Annotated in this window: 15 protein-coding genes; 4 read left to right on the forward strand and 11 right to left on the reverse strand. The window is 37.9% G+C overall.

The genetic code is table 11. The features are described from left to right. Nucleotides 1-29: 29 nt before the first annotated feature. From E6H07_07505 to E6H07_07520, 4 genes are all read right to left on the reverse strand, one after another. Nucleotides 30-806: an enoyl-CoA hydratase gene (locus E6H07_07505; protein TMI65743.1), complete on the reverse strand. Its 777-nt coding sequence runs from the start codon at nucleotides 804-806 to the stop codon at nucleotides 30-32. 75 nt (nucleotides 807-881) lie between these two features. Further along, nucleotides 882-1,217 (reverse strand): LytTR family transcriptional regulator, encoded by a 336-nt coding sequence (locus E6H07_07510; GenBank protein TMI65744.1) that lies wholly within the window; start codon nucleotides 1,215-1,217, stop codon nucleotides 882-884. 18 nt (nucleotides 1,218-1,235) lie between these two features. After that, on the reverse strand, nucleotides 1,236-3,398 hold the full coding sequence (locus E6H07_07515) for a tail fiber domain-containing protein (protein TMI65745.1): 2,163 nt from the start codon (nucleotides 3,396-3,398) through the stop codon (nucleotides 1,236-1,238). Nucleotide 3,399: 1 nt separating this feature from the next. Then, on the reverse strand, nucleotides 3,400-5,646 hold the full coding sequence (locus tag E6H07_07520; protein ID TMI65746.1) for a hypothetical protein: 2,247 nt from the start codon (nucleotides 5,644-5,646) through the stop codon (nucleotides 3,400-3,402). A 328-nt stretch (nucleotides 5,647-5,974) separates the two neighbouring features. Between E6H07_07520 and E6H07_07525 the strand changes: the two genes are divergently transcribed. After that, nucleotides 5,975-9,004, forward strand: a complete 3,030-nt coding sequence (locus tag E6H07_07525; GenBank protein ID TMI65747.1) for a hypothetical protein — start codon at nucleotides 5,975-5,977, stop codon at nucleotides 9,002-9,004. Further along, entirely contained in the window at nucleotides 9,001-9,774 is a 774-nt protein-coding gene (locus E6H07_07530; protein TMI65748.1) for a response regulator transcription factor, read from the forward strand. Before E6H07_07525 ends, E6H07_07530 begins: the two co-directional genes overlap by 4 nt. Before the next feature lie 129 nt (nucleotides 9,775-9,903). On the opposite strand, the gene E6H07_07535 is transcribed toward E6H07_07530, so the two are convergent. The 5 genes from E6H07_07535 to E6H07_07555 all read right to left on the reverse strand — a co-directional run bounded on the left by E6H07_07535 (nucleotide 9,904) and on the right by E6H07_07555 (nucleotide 15,523). Further along, nucleotides 9,904-11,100, reverse strand: a complete 1,197-nt coding sequence (locus E6H07_07535; GenBank protein ID TMI65749.1) for a hypothetical protein — start codon at nucleotides 11,098-11,100, stop codon at nucleotides 9,904-9,906. Continuing rightward, a complete protein-coding gene (locus E6H07_07540; protein TMI65750.1) occupies nucleotides 11,027-12,145 on the reverse strand; it encodes a hypothetical protein in 1,119 nt (372 codons plus the stop codon). The genes E6H07_07535 and E6H07_07540 overlap by 74 nt, the downstream gene beginning before the upstream one ends. 48 nt (nucleotides 12,146-12,193) lie before the next feature. Continuing rightward, on the reverse strand, nucleotides 12,194-13,336 hold the full coding sequence (locus E6H07_07545) for a hypothetical protein (GenBank protein TMI65751.1): 1,143 nt from the start codon (nucleotides 13,334-13,336) through the stop codon (nucleotides 12,194-12,196). 179 nt (nucleotides 13,337-13,515) lie between these two features. Next, a complete protein-coding gene (locus tag E6H07_07550) occupies nucleotides 13,516-15,165 on the reverse strand; it encodes a hypothetical protein (GenBank protein ID TMI65752.1) in 1,650 nt (549 codons plus the stop codon). Between the two features lie 25 nt (nucleotides 15,166-15,190). After that, nucleotides 15,191-15,523, reverse strand: coding sequence for a LytTR family transcriptional regulator (locus tag E6H07_07555; GenBank protein TMI65753.1), 333 nt, complete (start codon nucleotides 15,521-15,523; stop codon nucleotides 15,191-15,193). Nucleotides 15,524-15,798: 275 nt separating this feature from the next. On the opposite strand from E6H07_07555, the gene E6H07_07560 reads away from it, so the two are divergent. Together E6H07_07560 and E6H07_07565 are read left to right on the forward strand one after the other, a co-directional pair. After that, nucleotides 15,799-18,825 carry a hypothetical protein gene (locus E6H07_07560; GenBank protein TMI65754.1) on the forward strand — a complete coding sequence of 1,009 codons (3,027 nt, stop codon included), beginning with the start codon at nucleotides 15,799-15,801 and terminating at the stop codon, nucleotides 18,823-18,825. 10 nt (nucleotides 18,826-18,835) lie between these two features. After that, entirely contained in the window at nucleotides 18,836-19,606 is a 771-nt protein-coding gene (locus tag E6H07_07565; GenBank protein ID TMI65755.1) for a response regulator transcription factor, read from the forward strand. A gap of 85 nt (nucleotides 19,607-19,691) precedes the next feature. On the opposite strand, the gene E6H07_07570 is transcribed toward E6H07_07565, so the two are convergent. Further along, entirely contained in the window at nucleotides 19,692-20,027 is a 336-nt protein-coding gene (locus tag E6H07_07570) for a LytTR family transcriptional regulator (protein TMI65756.1), read from the reverse strand. Between the two features lie 27 nt (nucleotides 20,028-20,054). Next, complete coding sequence (locus tag E6H07_07575) at nucleotides 20,055-21,491, reverse strand: hypothetical protein (protein ID TMI65757.1); 1,437 nt, start codon at nucleotides 21,489-21,491, stop codon at nucleotides 20,055-20,057. Between the last annotated feature and the right edge of the window lie 329 nt (nucleotides 21,492-21,820).

A 21,820-nucleotide genomic window follows, 5' to 3' on the forward strand; every position in this document is an offset into this window, starting at 1 on the left:
ATACGGGCAGTCTTTATTTTTTAGCGCAATTATTTCCCTTTAAATATTGCTTTTCTTTTTTCAAGAAAGGCAGTAGTTCCTTCTTTCATATCTTCAGTATCAAAACAATTTCCAAATTCTTTTATTTCCAGTTCAAAGCCATCAATTGTTTCATCGAAAACTGCATTTGCTGTTTTAATGCAAGCAGCTACAGCAAGTGGGGCCTTTGAATTGATTATAGCAAGAAGCGCCTTTGCTTTATTCAGCAGATCATCCTGCGTTGTTACATAGTTTACCAGCCCATATTGCAAAGCTGGAGCCGCATCAATCATATTTGCAGAAACCAGTAATTCAATTGCCCTTCCTTTTCCAATCAACTGAACTAAACGCTGTGTGCCGCCATAACCCGGGATCAACCCAAGATTTACTTCAGGCTGTCCAAACTTTGCATTGTCGCTTGCGATACGAAAATGACAACTCATTGCCAATTCACAGCCACCACCGAGTGCAAAACCATTTACTGCTGCTATAATCGGCTTACCGCAATTTTCTATCCTCGCAAAAATATCCTGCCCTCTTTTGGCCAATGCCATTGCTTGTTCTTTATCAAAACCACCAAACTCTGAAATATCTGCACCGGCAACAAATGCTTTTGGCCCGGCACCGGTAATAATAGCTGATCTTATTTCTGTATTATTTTCAATTTCAGTTACGGCATTATTCAGATCCGTGAACACATCTTTGTTCAATGCATTCAGTTTATCGGGCCGGTTGATAGTAATGATAAGAATATTGTTCTCTAAAGAAGTGAGAAGGGTTTGGTACATGCTATTTGTTTTGCCAAAAATAAGAAATGAACCAAACCCGGGGAGATATTTTGTATAATCAATGATTACTTATTACTATGCTGCGTTACGTAATGCTCTCATTACTCCACTTTTCATCCTCCTTGATATTTCAGCTATCGATGCATCCTTCATAATAATATTACCATCGGAAGTAACACAAAGAATATGCTTACGGTTTACCAAATGTGTACGATGGGTTCTGACAAATCCAAAAGGCTCTAACATTTGCTCAAACTCTTTCAGCACTTTAGAACTTAACAGTTTGGTATTATTTGTAAAATGAATAAAAGTATAATTGCTGCTGGCCTCAAGTCTTAGTATTTCATCAGGACTAAAAAAATATAAACCCTTTGAAGTTCCTAATGAAAGTTTTTGATTAATTGTTTTCATAAAAAATAATTTACAGAATTACTTTTTTGTTTTTAGCTCATCTACTGCCTGCTTTAACTCGTCAATCATCTTTTGCTGCTCTTTGATCGCTTCTACAAGAACGGGAACCATTTTGGAGTAAGCAACTGCTTTGTATCCATTTTCTTTTGTTGTGACAAGTTGTGGTATGATCTGCTCTAATTCCTGGGCAACAAAACCAATGTTTTCAACGTTATGCTTTTCTCTGTTTTTCCATTCATAAGTAACAGCTCTCAATTGTTTGATTTTGTTAAGAGCTCCTGTGTAAGGTGTAATATTCTTCTTGAGTCTTTGATCGGAGCTTTCCCATAGAGTGCCTTCTAAGTAAGCATTCCCATTGGTACTGATTGAAAAGATACGTCCGTTATTATCTGCAAAATGGCTGTAATAAAATGAAAAATCAGAATAGCCGATATTTTCTTCTGCTCCACTGGATATAGTAGCCCAATAGTAAGGATAGCCAGTGCTTTCATATATAACTTTTGTATAATCGCTGACGACATCAGTTAGACGTAGCATAGGGGCACCATTATCTATTGTCTTTTTCAGACGCAGGTCTCCGTTTAATTTGATATACTGGTTTGTAAAATCGCCGAAGACTAATGGATTAGCAGTAGCGGAATTGCTAATATAAAGTTTATTACTGCTGGTTTCATTATAGCCTGCCAGATGCCCGATCATTACATTACCACTACCTGTTACATTCTCATGTCCGGTTTGATAGCCTAGAAAAGTATTACTGAAACCTGTTGTATTTTTATAACCCGCGGCATATCCACTATAGTGATTTTGACTGCCAGTTGTATTGGCGAAACCAGCCTGGTATCCTTCAAAATGATTAGGTGTACCGGTTGTGTTGCTCAAGCCAGCCTGGTAACCGGTAAAATGATTATAGCTTGCTGTATTAAAATAACCAGATTGAAATCCGGTGATAAAATTATTGTTACCGGAAATGTTTAGTGCCCCGGCCTGGTATCCTTCAACGAAATTATTATTTCCATTGGCATTTGAAACACCTGCAAATACTCCAACGAAATGATTGTAATTGCCCGTTATATTTTCCCGACCAGCCTGGTAACCGATAAAATGATTCTGGCTACCAGTTGTAGTATTCATACCTGATTTATAACCCTCAAAATGATTATTTATGCCAGTTGTGTTGCTGAGACCGGAATAATAACCTTCAAAATGGTTTTCATAACCAGTCGTATTATAAAATCCAGAAGAATAACCTTCAAAATGATTTTCGTAACCAGTCGTATTATTTGTGCCTGCATAGCTACCTACAAAATGATTTTTGCTTGCTGTTGTATTTGCGTAACCTGCACTATAACCAATAAAAGTATTATTTGCCCCGGTTGTATTTAAGTATCCTGCATATGTGCCTTCAAATACATTACTGTTGCCGGTAGTATTTGTAAAACCTGCGAAAGTTCCGCTGAAATGATTCCAAAAACCTGTTGTGTTAGCCTGACCGGCCTTATAGCCTATAAAATGATTCTGAAAGCCGTTAGTATTATTGTTGCCGGCATTTACACCACAGAAAAAATTTCTATAGCCTGTAGTATTAGATTGCCCGGCCTGGTAACCTATAAAAGTATTTTCGCCACCATTGGTATTATTTTGGCCAGCTTGGTAACCCGCAAATAAATTATAGTTGCCTGTCGTGTTTGCTTTGCCCGCCTGGTAACCATAAAATGTATTATATCTTGCGATGTTGACTTTACCCGCCTGAAACCCGGCCAATGTGCTTTCCATTTTTTCACTGAAGCGAAATACCTGTTCGCCATTAACTTTACCAATGAGTGGTTGATTATCTATTGTGCCAATAAAGTTGGTGATCGAATCAGTGCCTGCATTTCCGGTAGTAGCCCAGCCACTCAATGGAATAGGTGCTCCTCCAGTGAAAGCAGTCCATGTGCTGCCATTGTAATAATAGAAACCTGCTGTGCCATCGGTTTGCCAAACCAATAAACCTGTAGCCGGGTTTACAATAGCATTGCGTTGTGCAGTTGTCATTCTGGGAATCAACAGTCCCTTATTAGTACTTGTAATATCAAGCATAGCACTGTTATCTGGGGTTGATGTGCCGATACCGGTATTTTGTGCCGGTAGAAAATTTGCTATTAGTAAAACTAAAAGCAGTGAAACAATCCTTGTCATATTAATTGGTTTTTGATTTTTCTTTTAATACAGTTATTTCTTTTTGCATTTGTTCAATAGCTTTTTGTTGCTGTTCGATAAGCCGTTGTTGTTCCTGAACAGCTTTTACAAGTGGAACTACTAATTCGCTATAAGCGATACTGTAATTATCGGTAGGATTGGTAGGGCTATGTACCAGGGAAAGATTATATCCTTTTAGCTTTACAAGTTTTTCAACATCCTGAGCAATGAAACCCATATGCGTCATGCTTTCAGCTTCGGAAAAATCAGCTTGTTTTAATTCTGCCTGTCGCTTCTCATTGTTTTTATTTAAAAATTTTTCGAACTCATAACTTTTATATTGATAGGTTAGCGGTTTTAATGCAGTAATTAATTCAAGACCGGGAACATTATCCTGTATATTTTTCTTGAAGCGGCCATCGCTTACTGTATAAGCTACCTGGCCTTCAATAACAGTAACGCTACTGTTGCCAATACGGATTTTGTTACTAGCATTAACAGTCGCATTGTATCCAATAGCTGCTGAATTGATAAGATTATTTGCAGAAACATCTGCATTGTATCCAACAGCAGTATTATTCGACCCTGTAACATTCCCAGTCAGTGCTGAACCACCTACAGCTACATTTGCATCACCACTGGTATTAGCATTCATTGCCTGGTAGCCAATAACTGTATTCTGGTTACCTGTGATATTGGCTGACATCGTCAATGAGCCATATACTGTATTCCTTGAACCTGAAGTATTATTTATTGTCGTTTGGTAGCCGCTGGTTGTATTATAAATGCCGATTGTATTAGAAGTAAGAGCACTGTGTCCTACGGCTGTGTTATTATAACCTGTCGTGTTTTGATAAAGAGAGCCAGCCCCTAAGCTAGTATTATTGTCCCCGGTTGTATTCATGGATGCAGATGCATAACCCACCGAAGTGTTATAGCTTCCTGTTGTGTTAGTGGTAAGAGAAGATGAACCAATACCGGTATTAAAAATACCAGTTGTATTAAGCATTAGCGCAGCGGCACCGTTGGCTGTATTCTCTGAACCAGATGTATTAGATCTTAACGCATCTTCACCAGTTCCAGTATTATTAGATCCGGATGAATTATTCAGCAATGTCGATACGCCTAATGCAGTATTGCCTTGTCCTGTAATATTATTTTTCAGCGATTCAAAACCTACAGCAGTATTTACACTTCCTGTTGTATTGTTGTATAAAGCCTTTGAGCCTACTGCAGTATTTTTTACTGCCTGGCTTGAGATGACTGCACCTATTCCGTTAGAGAACAACGCTGAATCACCAACAGCCACAATGTTATTGCGATTCGTATTATTGTACAGGCTGTGAGTTCCAATGGCAATATTGGAATAACCAGTTTGATTCTGATAGGCTGCATTATTGCCAGCAACAGTGTTGGTACTTCCGGTTGTATTATTAATTAATGCAAATGCCCCGATAACTGTATTTGCAGACCCTGAAGTATTAGAACTTAATGTATGACTTCCAAAACCACTATTAAAAGAACCTGTATTATTTTCAAGACTCTCATATCCAAACGCACTATTGCCAGAACCGGTATTGTTGTGATTTAATGCTTTTGTACCAAAGGCACTGTTTCTAAAGCCAGTCGTATTTGCATAAAGTGCTTTGGAGCCAATGGCGATATTATCTGTTGCATCTGGGTAGTCATCGTCAAGACCTATTACATTATTGTTGTATAGTGCAGAGTCACCAATAGCAATCGTATTATTGATTCGACTGTTACTGTAAAGTGCCCGGGTGCCAATGGCGATATTGCTATAACGTGAACCATTATTAAACCCGGCCTGGCTCCCCCAAAAAACACTTCCATCTTTACTCAGTAGTCCCGCAGGAATATTATTTATTCTAAACATCACCGACTCATTATCAAATGTGCCAATAAAATCACTAACAGGGCTGGTGCCGGTGTTACCTGTCAGTTTCCAGTTAGTATTGCTACCACCAATTCCACTAAATGCTGTCCACGAACTTCCATTGTAATAGTAAAAATTTGCAGCATCAGTATCATACACCAACAGTCCTGCAGCAGGCATTATAATAACTGAGCGTTGGGCTGTTGTCATTCTTGGAATCAGCAATCCTCTAGTTGTGCTGCTGATATCAAGCATAGCACTGCTATTAGGCGATATTGTGCCGATACCGATATTTTGTCCCTGTAATGAAAATGCCATCAAAAAAATTATTAAAAAAATAAGAAATTGTTTCATGCTAGTTGGTTTTGATATTATTTCAATCTCAAAAATGCAAACTGATCAGACAGATAAAAATTTTATCCGGTTGTGTTGTAATTCATTTGTAGCGGAAGCGTAGTAAAAAAGGAGTGGAAACGTTATGGGGTATAAATTTTGTTTATAACTACTGTAGGGAATACTATTAAAACATTTCATTCTTTGTTCTTCGCTTTCCCTTCCTTATTATTTTAGAGTTTATTTTTTTTAATTGGTGGGACTTGATTTATAACGCTTCCGCCCCTTTTTTACTACGCTTCCGGGTTTAAATTTTGTATAGCCCTGCAGGTTTGCTATTTTGTAAATAATGTCAGTCAGGAAATTATCAACGCTATTCATTTTTATTATTGCGGCTTGTTATTCATCTGCACAATCTACCTATCATTTCAGGCACCTGACCATGAATGACGGTATTACTGAACCTAAAGTAAGTTCCATAGTACAGGATAAATATGGTACCATCTGGCTGGGAAGCATCGGACTGAACAAGTACAACGGTCACACTATGCTCAAGTATGTTTCAGACATAAAAGACAGTACTTCATTACCCGATATGAATATCCGCCGTATGTACTGTACGCGGGGTGGTAATTTATATATCAGCACTTTTACAGGTTTTTGCCGCTACGATTATTTGCATAATAATTTTCAGCGATCACCTTTTGGCATTATTGCTAGGGATAGCAGGATGATAGAAACTGAGGATGGTATACTGTGGATGAATTCGCAAAAAGGTTTAGTGATAGCAAATGAAAAAACAAATGAAGTAACTGAACTGGCCCGTCATAGCGATTCATTTATAAGGAAAATTGCAAAGCTTCATATCTATGCTTTTGCGACAGATGGAAAAGAAAATATTTATCTAGGTTCTAAAGCTGGCCTTTTTGTTATTAATTATAAAACATGGACAACTGAATCGTATCAGTATAATGCTAATGATCCTATATCTATACACAGTAACGATATACAGAATATTGTAATTGATAAAAATGGGATGGTATGGATATCTGCTGATTATTATGGATCAAATCTTATACAGTTTGATCCGGCAAAAAAATCATTTATTTATTTCGAACAATTGCATACCCAGCAAAAAGAATGGATCGATAACCGCATCCTGGATCTAATGATTGATAGTGAAAACAGGCTTTGGATCGCAACACTTCGTTCAAGTTTGGTGAAATTTGATGTAGAAAAGAAAAATTTCCGGTATTTTCTTCATGATCCCGGAAATCCATCAGGTGTAAGCTCCAATACGATCTATACATTATATGAAGACAGGGATAAGGGTATCTGGCTTTCAGCCCAGAACAATGGAGTTGATTATTTTTTCCCTGCTAACAATTCATTTACCACTATCAGCAGATCAACGTTTCGGGATCCGGCATTGGCCGATAACTGGTGCCAGGCTGTTACTGAAGATGCCAATGGTAATTTATGGATTGGTACATACAGGGGGCTTTCTTTTTATAACCGCCAATCCGAAAGTTTTCAGAATTTTTTCCTGGCACAAATAAAATCACAGGATGCAAATAATTCAATTCGTTCTTTACAGGCAGATGGAAATGGCGTGATATGGATTGGTACAGGTAATGGTCTTAACAAATGGAATCCTATATCAAAGAAAATAGAGTCTGTAAACTATTCCGATTCCATCCCAGCCTTATTTATTAATTATCTCGGCTTTGACAGGCAAAAAAGATTAATGGCCTGTACGCCTGCAAGTATGTATAGGTTTAATAAGGAGAAAAAAAAATTTGAAAACTTTTTTAACAGGCCCGTATTAGCGAAGTATAAAAAATACGCTGTATATACTGCATTTCAGGATAGCCGCAATATTTATTGGCTAAGTCTTTCCAACCGTGGCCTGTTGAGATATGATGAACAAAAAAATGAAGGACAGTTTTTTGATTTTAAAACGCTCAACCCTCAATCCCTTTCCCTTGATTATATAACGTCAATTGCCGAAGATAAGAATGGGATTATCTGGTTGTCTGCTATAAATGGATTGATTGCTTATGACGATGAAAAAAAAATATTCAACAGGTATTATGAAGAAGATGGCTTGCCGGCCAATAAAGTTTCTGGCTTGCTGGTCGATAGCCTCAATCGTTTATGGATGGGTAGTAGTAAAGGTTTGTGCATGTTAGAAGCCGACCGGAAAAGCTTTCATGTGTTTGATGAAAAAGATGGATTGAGCAACGGGTATTTTTATGAGGGGGGTGCCTACAAGTTGCATAACGGAAATTTTGTATATGCAACATATAATGGCATAGTACAGTTTGATCCCTATACTATAAAAATCCATCGAGCTGTTTTGCCGGCAGCTATTGTTTCTATCCGGGTTTCAGGAAGAGAACTAAATGGAGAGCTGCCTGTACGGGAATTGAAGCAGATTAACCTTCGGCCAAACGAAAGTTTTTTTTCTATTGAGCTGGAAGCGTTAAACTATTCAAATCCTCAAAGCACATTATTTGCTTACAAGCTTGAAGCTTTTAACGAAGATTGGATCTATACAAAAGACAGGATAATAAACTATACGAATGTTCCTGGCGGCAAGTACATATTCCGTTATAAAGCAACCGCAAATCCGAGAGACTGGAATGTGCCTGAACATCAACTGGAAATTTTTATTGCCACCGTTTTTTATAAAACATTTTGGTTTCGATTGCTTGTTGCTATGCTTCTTGGTTTGCTGATCTATGGTATTGTACGTTATCGTTTTTTACAACAGCAGCGGGTACATGCATTGGAAAATAAGGCAGGGGCACTGGAAAAAGAAAAAGCATTGGTAATGTACGAAAACCTGAAGCAGCATTTAAATCCACATTTTCTTTTTAACTCACTTACTTCATTACGCAGCCTTATCCGTGTGGATCAGAAACATGCTGGTGATTTTTTGGAAAGAATGTCAAAGATCTACCGGTATATTTTAAAAAGCCGTGACTCCGAACTGGTGCAACTCAAAGACGAGATCAGCTTTGTACAAACCTATATTGAATTGCAACAAACACGTTTCCGGGAAGGGTTGCAGGTAAAATTCAATATTAATGACGAACACCTGCATTTAAGGATTGTACCTGTTACCTTACAAAATCTTATTGATAATGCGATCAAGCATAATCTTGTGGATGAAGAGACACCTTTGATAGTTGAGATATTTGTGGAAGATAACTACCTGGTAGTAAGAAATAACCTACAGAAAAAAGAATTTGTAGAAACCAGTAATAAACAAGGATTGCAGAATATGAGATCACTTTACCAATATCTTGACTCAAGACCACTTATTATAAATGAGGATCAAAACTATTTTACAATTAAAATTCCTTTGATATGAAAGCAGTTATTATCGAAGATGAAATATTGATTGCAAAAGAGCTGGAAACAAAAATAAAGGAAGTAAGTGCTGATGTAGATATAGTAGATATTATTCCCAGCCTGAAGGTGGCAAAAAAATGGTTGTTGAATAATGCACTACCTGATTTGTTTTTTATGGACATACAACTTTCAGATGGCGTAAGCTTCTCTTTATTCGATCAGTTCCAGATCGATTGCCCGGTAGTGTTTACTACTGCTTATGATGAATATGCCATCAAAGCATTTAAAGTAAATGGCGTTGATTATATCCTTAAGCCGGTAGAAAATGATGAGCTGAAACATGCAATAGATAAATGCCGGACAATCGTAGAAAGCAAACAGCAATATCCGACAGGCATCAAAGATTTTTTGCAAACTATTACTAATGGACAGCCTGCCAATAGTCCTGTATATAAAGAAAAATTTATAATTAATAATCGGCACCAATGGATGCCGGTTAATACAAAAGATATTGCAGCGTTTTCAAAAGAAAATCTTTTTTACATCTACACATTTTCGGGGGATAAACATATTCTTGATTTTGAAAGCATGGATGAAATTGAAGAACTGCTGGATCCTAAGCAATTTTACCGGGCCAACCGTCAATGCATCATCAATATTGATGCAATTGCCAGTGTAAAGCCGCTGGAAAATTCGAAGCTCGTACTCACCTTAAAGCCTGTAATTAAACTCGAGGTTGACATCAGCCGGGAAAAAGCACCGCAGTTTAAGAAGTGGATGGATAGATAACCCTGCGATGAAATAAAAAACAGCCAGGTTTATATTTTACCCGGCTGTATTAAATATTAATTCTTTGTTTTTTAACTCTGCTATTTCTTTTTTCAATTCTTCAATCATCTTTTCAAACCGCAGCAGTAATTAATAGGGTGTAATTAACCGTCCCGTAAACCATGTCACTGTAGGATCAGCACTCAGTTGATCACCGGTATTGCGATAAACTTTCAGCCAGATAATATCACCGGCTTCCAGTTTTACATCAACGGATAGAGATTCAATGTTTGCTTTGTATAAAGTATAATAACTACCTTCATGTTCAACTCTTCCATTCGCATAAGAATATTGTGGTAACGTCGTTATGCTTACACCGTTTCTTGTACCTTCTAATCCAATACCCACAGAATACCTGCGATTAAGCCAACTGGTTTGAGCATTGAAATGATAAATTCCTTTTACAGGTGCTACAAATTGTGAAGCCAGCGGCTGATAATGTAACCCGGCATTGTAAGAAGTGGTTGTGCTGAAAAAAACTTTTGTCCATGCACCGGCACCAACGGTAGTGGAGCCTCCATCAACACTGCCTTGTGCACGGAATGCTACAGGGGCCATCCACTCAGCGTTACCATTTGCATCTGTACTTACAAAGGTGCTTCCCAATTTTGCATCGGCACCACGTATTCGCAGCGTGCCGTTTACATCTAATTTAGCAGTGGGTGAAGAGGTGCCTATTCCTGTATTACCATTTTCAACATTCATGACGAAATTCCATCCGGCACCACCATTCCCATATATACCAACATAATCATCGTTGAGTGTGCCAATAAAAGATCGGGGAGTAAAGGCTGTGCCATCAAACCAGATTCCTGCACTATTAGTGGAATGCTGAAATCTTAACCTTCCCTCAATATCCAGTTTATACGACGGTACAGCCCCAGCCAGACCAATACCAACATTCCCACTTGTTGAAATTGTCATTGCGGGAACGGAACTGTTGTTGGTGGCAAAATGTAAATTATGATTTGAGAATGTCTTTAACCAGCCACCTGATGTAAGCTCTAATCCCATTTCAACTACACCATTTTTTTGTACGACACCGATGCCGTTATTATTTGACACAACAGTTAGCGGATAAGTAGGTGAGTTGGTACCAACACCTACATTTTGAGATTGAACATGCCCTGTAAGGAAGATAAATAAAAAAGGGAAAATTATTTTATGCATACAATTGTTTTTAAATGTGATTTCAGTGTCACTGCAATTTTTTTTATAGTCTTGTAACCAGGTTTCCGGCAAACCAATGAGAACCAGTATAACTGTAGGTGTAGGTAGCAGTACCATGATAAACTTCCAGCCATATGATATCACCGGCTTCCAATAAAACTTCAGTTGAAATTTCCATACCAGTACCTTCCTTGTTGTTGTACAGTGTACCTGAAACAGAAACTCCGCCATGGTTCAGCATTTTATATGCAATGTTGCTTATCGCTCCATACCTTGAGCGTTTCAGGGCAATACCCTGGTTGGTTGTATTGGTAAAAGCAAGATCAGCCTGTGCAGTAAAATGATAAATTCCTTTTACCGGTGCTACAAATTGTGAAGCGACTGGCTGGTAATGCAGCCCGGAATTATATTCAGTAAAGTTTGAAAAAATAAACTTCGTCCATGTATTAGCAGGTATTGCAAAAGAGTCTATCCCGGTGCCTGATGCATGAAATGCAACAGGATCCTGCCAGTCTGCATTTCCATTTGCATCAGTGCTTATAAGTACACTTCCTGCTTTTGGTCCACCACTTCTTAACCTGAGTGATCCATTAATATCCAGTTTAGCAGTTGGAGCTGAAGTGCCAATGCCTGTATTTCCATTTTCTACATTCATGGCAATATTCCAGCCAGCTCCGCCGTCTCCCCAAATACCTACATGATCATCATTTATAGTACCAATAAAAGAACGGGTTTCTATTGTGGTTCCATCAAACCAAATACCGGCGGTTTGATTATTCGATATATTATGTTGTAATCTCATTCTGCCAACAATATCAAGTTTGTAGGTGGGTAAGTTGACGCCCAATCCTATCCCGACATTTCTGTCTGTAGAAAAAATCATCATGGGAGTAGCGCTGTTATTTGTTGAAAATCCCAGTGGAATAGAACTAAGCGTTTTTAAAATACCACCCCATGTTGCACTTGTATTAAACCCGATTTGTCCCTGGCTGCTTTGCACTATTCCATTGCCATTACCATCGGGTACAACGGTTAGTGGATAAGTCGGTGTTGTGGTACCAATACCTACATTTTGAGCATTGACCCGGCAGGTGATTATTAATACTAGTGTTATGAATTTTAGTTGCTTCATGTTAAAAAATGTTTTATTGTAAGCATTCATTGTTTATAATTTCTGAGAATGAAACATTGGTGTATCAATAACAATTGGTTAAAGACGTGTAACAAGGTGCCCGGAAAACCATGTTAATCTTATATCTGGTTTGACCCGGTCATAAATCCCATCGTTGGTGGCATTATTCCTCATGATTTTCACAAGAACTCTTTCGCCTGCATTCAGCCGAACATCAGTTGAAACTTTATGGACATTGGCAGCACCGACATCATCAAATACATCGAAATCCCATTCCGGATAAGGTGAACCATTACTGGTTTGTGAACCTTTTGCATTAATAACGGAATTTGACCCGATTGGCTCAAGTACAAAAATGCCAACGCCTCCTTGCATAAGTTCTAATTCAAATGCCACTTGTGCATCAAAGTGGTAAATACCATTTACCGGGGCAGTAAATTCAGAGGTGTTTGAGTTATAGTGGAATCCTAAATTATAATCAGTGGATGAACTGAAAAAATATTTTATATAGTCTGCCCAGCCACCTGGCGGAATATTATAAGATGTCGAGTTACCATCGGTACTTCCCCATGCTTTGAAAGCAACCGGAGCTTGCCAGGTTACATTACCATTTGCATCAGTACTTGTAAGCACACTGCCTGTTTTTGGTGTATTACTTCTTAATCTTACTGCTCCATTAATATCCAGTCTGGCAGTAGGTGTAGATATACCAATACCAGTGTTTCCATTTTCCACATTCATTGCAATATTCCAGCCGGTACCACCACTGCCCCAGATGCCGATATGATTTTCATTAATAGTACCAATAAAGGAACGGGTAGCTAATGTGTTTCCATCAAACCAGATACCTGCTGTTTGATCATCATTGCGTATTCTCATTCTGCCGTTAATATCAAGTTTATAAGCTGGTGCTATAACGCCTGTACTTATGCCTACATTTCCGGTTGTGGATACTATCAAAACCGGGTCAGGATTATTAGCAATATGATTTACTGTGAAATTCAAATTATGGTTTGTCAAAGTCTTTAACCATGCACCTGTAGCAGCATTAGTAACAAAACCCATTTCTACTGAACCACCTTTTTGTACTATTCCAATACCGTTGCCATTAGGAACAACTGTCAATGGATAAGCCGGTGTAGTGGTGCCTATTCCTAAATTCTGGGAGAAGGATTTAGAAATCGTAACTACAACAATAACCGTGATAAAAAACTTTCTCATTTTTTTCAATTAAATTATTTAAGCTGCATTTTTAAGTTGTTTCATTACCCCGCTTTTCATGCGGCGGCTTATTTCAGCCACCGATGAATCTTTCATAATGATATTGCCATCGTGAGTTACACAAAGGATGTGCTGGCGGATTGTCTTGATGGTGTCTTTGTATGTATCTAAAGAAATAATTATTCAGCATAGACTAAATGGCCGCTAAACTCTGAACTCAAATAAAATCCGGTAATATCATTAAGATTTCCTTGTAACACTTGGACAATCACTTTGTCTCCTGCATTCAGATATACCGTTGCATCAATAGTTAACTGAATCGTACTTCCTGTAGGACCATTATCAGGCAAATTGCCACGTACCACTTTCAATGTTGAATTATTTCGTATCAAACTAATCTCACTGTAATCAATATTATAGATTAGCGATGATATCCCCACTATCGTGCCCGCAGAAAAATGATACACCCCTGTAACAGGAGCAATAAAGGTATTTGGGTCAGGATTAGCACTAGAAGTATTAAAATCGTTGCCTGCATCGAACCGCTCGGATTGATACCCGATAGTTGTGTTAACATAAGATAGTATGGTAGGTGGATTGGTACCGGAACCGGAAGCGCTAAACGCAACCTTCCTGGGTTTCCAGGTTGCATTACCACTTGCATTGCTTGTAAGAATGGCGCCATCGCTTGGGTTGGTATTACCACCTGATATTTTTAAATTTCCATTTACATCAAGAGCAAGACCACTGATACTGGAAGTATAAAGCCCGGTGCCACTGGTACTGTAGCCAATAAGACCAGTTCCACTTATACTTGAACCATAAACACCTGTTGAAGTATTACTTGAACCAAGAACTCCTATACCTGATGCATTAAATCCCGATACTCCATGTCCAGTTGCTGAGGTTGTTGTTCCGTAAACACCATTACTATTCGAGCCTCCTGCTTCACCTCTTACACCAGCCTTACCGTTGCCGTCACTTAAACCGAATACACCATTCTCGGATGTTGAAGCACCCATTGCACCATACCCGGTAGAGCTTTCACCATATACTCCGACGTTTCCTATACTTTTACCGTAAATACCAAAACCAATAGTTGCAGTAGAATAAAGCCCTTGTCCAGTCCCCGAATTTTCAATTGAAACAGCAGCGGCACTGTTTAATATATTCGTTTGATAAATTTTCAATTGTTCACCACGATGATTTCCTGCAATCTGTACATTGGGTGAGGTACTACTGTTGTTGGAAAGCTGAAAGCTGCCTGTCTTACCTGCACCTTTATTAAAAAGGTTCACTAAAGTGTTTGTATTAGCAGCATTATTATTTTCACCATGAAATGCTGTTCCATTATCTGCATAAGATCTTATTGATTGTGATCCGGCCCCATTAGAAAAAGCAAAAAGACTCCAACCGCCTTCACCAGTAGTTTTTGCAGTTATGCCTGTACCAAACTGAGCAGTAGAAGAACCTTCAATAGCCGCACCGGTTCCCTGGTTGGTTACCTGGAATGCTGAAATTCCTGTATTAACTGTCTGTGAAAATGGTAGTGTCAATACTCCACCACTTGTATAAAGATTTTTCCATGCTGTGCCATCATAGGCCCAAAGTGTTTTGGTATCCGTATCAAATACCAGTAATCCTGAAACAGGAGATGATATGGCAGTGCGTTGTGCAGATGTCATGCGGGGCATTAACATGCCTTTAGTTGTACTGCTGATATCAAGCATTGAACTTGAAGAGGGGGATGTGATGCCAATACCAACTGCCTGCGAATTTGCATTTACAAAACCAATAATAAAGCTGGTAAAAAGGAGAAGATTTCTCATATAAGTTGTTTAAAAATTGATTTAATTAAGCTGCATTTTTAAGTTGTTTCATTACCCCGCTTTTCATGCGGCGGCTTATTTCTGCCACCGATGAATCTTTCATTATGATATTGCCATCGTGAGTTACACAAAGAATATGTTGCCTGTTTACCAAATGCGTACGATGCGTACGTACAAAACCAAACGGTTCCAGCATGAGTACAAACTCTTTCAGCACTTTTGCTGATATCATTTTGGTTTTATTGCTGAAATAGATTTTTGTGTAATTGCTGCTCGCTTCAAGGCGTACGATCTCTTCAGGGCTGAAAAAATATTTACCTTCTGAGGTGGCGAGAGTGATGGTTGATTGTTGAGTCATAAGTGTTTTTGTTTTGACACTGTAAAAATGGAAAACTGTTTTTCGGTTTAAAAATTTTACACAGCCATATGAGGAAATTTCAGATTAATATGCACGACGTTTCAATTAAAATGCAAAAGCAGGAAGTTTGAAGTTTTATACTAGCTAAATGACACAAACGCATCTCGTTTTAGACCCGCTGCATTTCGTTTGGGTTTTTGTGCAGCTCAATTGAAATGAATGCATATCTGCAGGTTAAACTTGTACAGCCCGCCTGTTTTTATTAGCTTTCCTGAATGCGAATACGGTTGATATTTATACTTTTTGTTTTATTGGTTATTGAGCTGAATGCATCAGCACAGGAAAGCCCCTTTGTATTCACTCATCTGAAAGAAAATGATGGGTTGGGTGATAATATTGTAAACTGTTTTTTGAAAGACAGTCGCGGTGTTTTATGGATCGGCACTTACAATGGCTTTAACCGATACGATGGGTCCAACTTTTTTGTTTATAAAAAAAGAAAGGGTGCTAGTTCAATGATAAATGAGGTGGTGCATAGTTTATGTGAGGACACCAAAGGAAATATCTGGGGTAGCACAGACAATGGTGTTTTTTGTTTCGAACCAATCAAAGACAAGTTTATTAATTATACTATCAGAAGTGTTGGTAAAGGACAAACCTTTTACAAGATCATTTGTGACAAACAAGGAAGTATTTGGGCAATTGGGCTATGGTCTTTACTAAAATTCAATGTGGACAAAAAAGAGTTTGAAGATGAGTTCATGCCAACTAATAACCGCGATTCTGTTGAATATTTCCAGATACGAAAAAATGGTGTGGTGAAGGATCCCTCTGGAAAAGGATTTTGGCTGGCAACTCGTGCCGGTATAATGTATTTTGAAATAGCAAAAAGAACATTCCTTCATTGCCAAAATCAACTCAATGATTCATTATTCAAAAAAAGAAATGTCTCAGCTATTTGCCTGTCACCTACAGGTAAAATTTGGTTTTGTAATAATGATCAGAAAGAGATCATTTCTTTTGATCCCAATAGCAGAAAGATATTGCAAAGGATCAGTATAAAAAATGAAATACCGGAAGCAGATGGGGCGACAATATTCGAAGATAATAATCATCGCTTATGGTTTTCAAGCCTGACCTATCAACTTTTATTGATTGATTTGGCAAATAATAACAAGATCATTGAACTGAAGCATGAGCAGGATGGTGATCGTACGGTTGTAACACAGTTCTTTTGGGATATTTTACAAGATGAATACGGAACTATCTGGCTGGGAACTCATGCAGGAATTTCAAGATGTAATCCTGAAAGAAACATTTATAAGGAATATAATTTACCGAAAAAGATCCCGGAATTGGCAAAGACTTCTATTTTATATTTAGAAGAAGATAAAGCGGATGAAAGTTTTTGGATGTTGACAAGGTCGTCACTGCTTATTCATTATTATCCGCGGAATGAGAAATATGAAGTGTTTGATCTATCTAAAGCAGAACCACAACCTAATGGAGTAAAACCGGGTTTTCCTAATTCTATCCGATTTATTAAAGACCTGGTTATAATTAATACATATACTGGGTCCTGGCAACTGAAAAAAGGTACTCAGAAGATCACTCCTTATACTTTTTTACCAAACGGATATAAAGATTTTTCATGTTCGGAAATGGCAATGGATGGAGATTCTGTTGTTTATTTCAATAACGGGAAAAAATTATTGTATTGGAATTACCTGAAAGATAAAAGTGAATTGATCTCTTATCCTCCAGATCCTGCAATGCCAACAGACCGAACGATCGCAGCAAGTATTGTATGTACTCCAAGCCATAAAGTTATTGTGGCTTCATACAATAATCATATTGCAATTAGAAATGGCAATGTACTGCAACGAGTAAAATTTATAAAGGACGATATGAAGGATGACGGGACAGGTTTGTTTGTCGAGGAAGATCCTAATGGAAATTTATGGATACTTAGTAAAGGAACCGGGCTTTATCATTATAATCCTGTAAATAAAAATTTACAATTCTGGGATGCGGCCGATGGCTTACCGAGTAATCGTATGCAAAGGTTCAAAGTTGATCATAAGGGCAGGGTATGGACAATATTTTATAACAAACTATCAGTATTTATACCCGGCCCTGCCAGGTTCTATAATTTTAAAATACCTATTTCCGAAAGCAATCTAAATTATACAAATCATCTTTCAGTACGATCCAATGGTAATTTGATCGCATCGATCAGGAATGAAGTTGTTGAACTTTTTCCAGATAGAATAGAAGCCATACCTGCAAAAAGAAAACCGATAATAAGCCAGCTAAGCGTAAATGGAAATAACTTTACAATCTTAAATGAAGAAATGATCAGGCTGCGTCCCGATCAAAACACAATTCGCATACGATTTGGAACACTTATTCACAAAGATTTGTTTCCTTACGACCTGGAATATATACTTGAAGGCGCCGAAAAAAGCTGGACAGTATCAACCGGGAATTCTGAAGCATCCTACAATAACCTTTCGCCGGGCAGTTATAAATTCAAGGTGAGAGTGAAAGGGAAAAATAACACATGGAAAACCGAAGAAGCTGTTTTACTCATTATTATTAAAACACCTTTCTATAAAACTACATGGTTCTTTTTAGCTGTTGCATTATTGTGTGTCGGCGCTTTGTTTTACCTCTACAGGTATAGGCTTGCACAAAGAGAAAAACTGCTGATGCTTGAAAGCAAAGCTCAGTTACTGGAGAAAGAAAAAGTAATGGTGATGTATGAAAGCCTGAAGCAGCAACTCAATCCCCATTTCTTATTTAACTCACTTACTTCTTTATCAGGGCTGATAGAAACTGACCAGCATGTGGCTGGAAATTTCCTGGAACAGATGTCCGGTATTTACAGGTATATTTTAAAGAACGGCGATAATGAAACTGTATCATTAAAAGATGAAATTGAATTTGTACAATTATATATTAATCTTCAACAGACACGATTTAAAAAAGGTTTACACGTAAATATCACTGTGCCGGATGAATACCTGCATTATAAAATTGCGCCGGTTACTTTACAAAACCTGATTGAAAATGCCATTAAGCATAATATCATTGATACTGCGTCACCTCTCACAATTGATATTTTTATTGAAGGAGATTACATTGTCGTAAAAAATAATTTACAGAAGAAGAATGTTGTAGAGACTTCAAACAAAAAAGGCCTGGCCCAGTTTACTTCACTTTATCGTTACCTGAGTGATCTGCCAGTCGTGATTGAAGAAAAAGAAAAATCATTTCAAATAAAAATTCCTTTAATATAAAACACAGCATATGAAAGCAGTAATCATTGAAGACGAAGAGATCATCGCCAAAGTGTTAGAGAATAAAATAAATAAAGTTGCTCCTGATGTGCAGGTGATACATGTATTGCCCAGCTTAAAGACTGCACGCAAATGGCTGGGTGAAAATGCTGAACCCGATCTGTTTTTTATGGATATACAATTGAGTGATGGGGTAAGCTTTGATATTTTTAATGATTTCAGTTTGAAATGTCCTATAATATTTACGACCGCATATGATGAGTATGCTATCCGGGCATTTAAAGTAAATGGCGTTGATTATTTGCTTAAACCGGTAAAAGATAACGAGCTTTCGGCTGCTATAGATAAATGCAGAAAGATGGTTGACAAAAGTGAAAGACCACCTGCTGATATAACAGAATTGATAAGATCACTGGCTAATCCATCCGCAGTATCAAAATACAAAGAGAAATTTATCATCAATGTACGCAATCAATGGATGCCGGTGAATACAAAAGATATTGCCTGCTTTAGCAAAGAAGTACTGAATTATATTTATCTCTTCAACGGCGAAAAATACATGATCGACTATGTAACATTGGAAGAGGTGGAAGAATTGCTCGATCCAAAACAGTTTTATAGAGCCAACCGACAATTCATTATTAATATGGATGCGATACAATCGGTTAAGCCGGTTGAAAATTCAAAATTGATTGTTCGTTTAAAAGAACCGAATCATAAATTGGAGATCGATATGAGCCGGTTGAAAAGCCCTGAGTTTAAGAAGTGGATGGATAGATAGACGGGTTGTTATAAATAATAAGTATTAAGATTTAATTCAATCAGGAGCCTTGCATATAACTTAATACTTATTATTTAAGGCTGTTTTACGCCGCGTTTCTCAATACCCGCATCACACCACTTTTCATTCTTCTTGAGATTTCTGCAACAGAAGAATCCTTCATGATAATGTTATTATCGGACGTTACACAAAGAATATGCTGACGGTTTACCAGGTGAGTTCTATGTGTTCTTACAAATCCGAATGGTTCCAGCATTTGCACAAACTCTTTCAGCACTTTAGCAGTTATCATTTTCTTTTTATTGCTGAAATAAATATTTGTGTAATTGCTGCTTGCTTCGAGGCGAACAATTTCTTCGGGGCTGAAAAAGTATTGGCCCTGGGATGTATTAATGGTGATCACACTATTTATGTATTGCATAATTTTTGAGTTTAAAAATTTGGATCCTTAATCTTCAAATACAAGGTGAGTATAAAAATTGCCACCAACAGTACCGGCAATTTGCCCATCATTTAGTTGTACTGCTTCTATCCATATTATGTCTCCTGCTAAAAGTTTTGCGTCCGTACTGTAACATCCGGTTGCTTCAGACTTATGAACGTCATCATAGCAAGCCAGCTGATAGGCTCTTAAGACACTTTCTACTCCAGCTCTTTTTAGTTTGATACTTACGCTTGCATACCAAATATTATAGACATCACTGTTTATTTGAATATGAACAGCCCCTCCTAAATTGTAAACTCCGTCTTTTGGAACAGTAAATGTGCTGGCATTAGCAGTTGGGTTCGAACCAACATGCAAAAAATAGGTATTGCCATAGTCATATTCTTCTGAATTGAAATGAAGTTTTGTATAAGAGTTATCTGAAATTCCTGAATACGCGGAATTAACACCTTTAACACTAAATGCAATCTTATTGTTTTTCCAAACCGCATTACCTGAAGCATCACTGGTAAGCACAGCACCGTCGGATGGGCTTGTATTTCCCCCTGCAATTTTCAGTTTTCCGTTTACATCCAGGGCAAGGCCGCTGTTACTTATGGCTTTCACTCCCGTTCCCGTGTTACTAAAACCATATGTTCCTGTTCCAGTCAGGTTATATCCATACACCCCATATCCCTGGTTGCTTGAAGAAGTTCCAAATACACCATTTCCGCCAGAACCGGTTCCTTCGCCTCTCACGCCGGCTGTATTGGTTCCTCCGCTTGCACCTATTATGGCGTTATATGCTGATGAACTTCCTTTAATGGCTACACCTACTCCATTGCTGTTAGTAGCGTTAATAGTGGGTTGTGCGTTGGAAGAGAAAGCGTATATAGAACTGCTGCTTCCGCTGGTTGCAATGATTCCGAACCCACTGCTTGATAATGCGTTTAACCCTGCACCGGAAACACTATTAGCATATACCCCACTACCGTTGGTACTGGTACCTTCTATTCCTGAATTTGAATTACTGGTTCCAGTTACGCCCGGCCCTTCCCCGCTTTTACCTGAAACACCAGTACCATAAGTGCTTTCACCTTCAATTGCATTGTAGTGTTCATCATTTTTTATTTTAAATGCAGTTGTAGTTAAGGCAACTGTATTGCTGTAGGGGAGTGTGAAACTATTACCCCCACCAGCAACCAGGTTTGTCCAGGCACTATTATTATAATACCAAAAACTATTGGTGGTAATATCATATGCCATCAGTCCGTTTGCCGGCGATGCAATTGCTGATCGCTGAGCAGATGTCATACGTGGTACCAGTAATCCTTTGCTAGTACTGCTTACATCCAGCATGGCACTGCTACCCGGTGAATTGGTTCCAATACCAACGCTTTGTGCATTGATAATAACTACTGCTAAAAGGGCAATGATGATAAACAGGAAAATTTTTTTCATTTTTAGTTTGTTTTAATTACATCCCAAAAATGTTTCAGGAATTCACGAATTAAAAATGAAAGGATGCGATCGGAATATTTGAAATGACGAAACGGATAAATTGAAATGCGAAATGAAAATGTATTTGTTTCAATTATTTCCCGGATAATAGTTTAGTTAATACTTATCAATGTACATTGAACCTAAAAGAGCTATGACAAATACGAAAACCATCCCGCATCAATGGGATAGTTTTTCACTTCACTGGCCTTTTTATCCGTTTCGCAAAATGAAATATCATTTTGGAACCTGGCCTTTTTGGCCTTCTTCTCTTTTGTTGGTATTTTGAA

Source organism: Bacteroidota bacterium (assembly GCA_005882315.1).
Lineage (GTDB): Bacteria > Bacteroidota > Bacteroidia > Chitinophagales > Chitinophagaceae > VBAR01.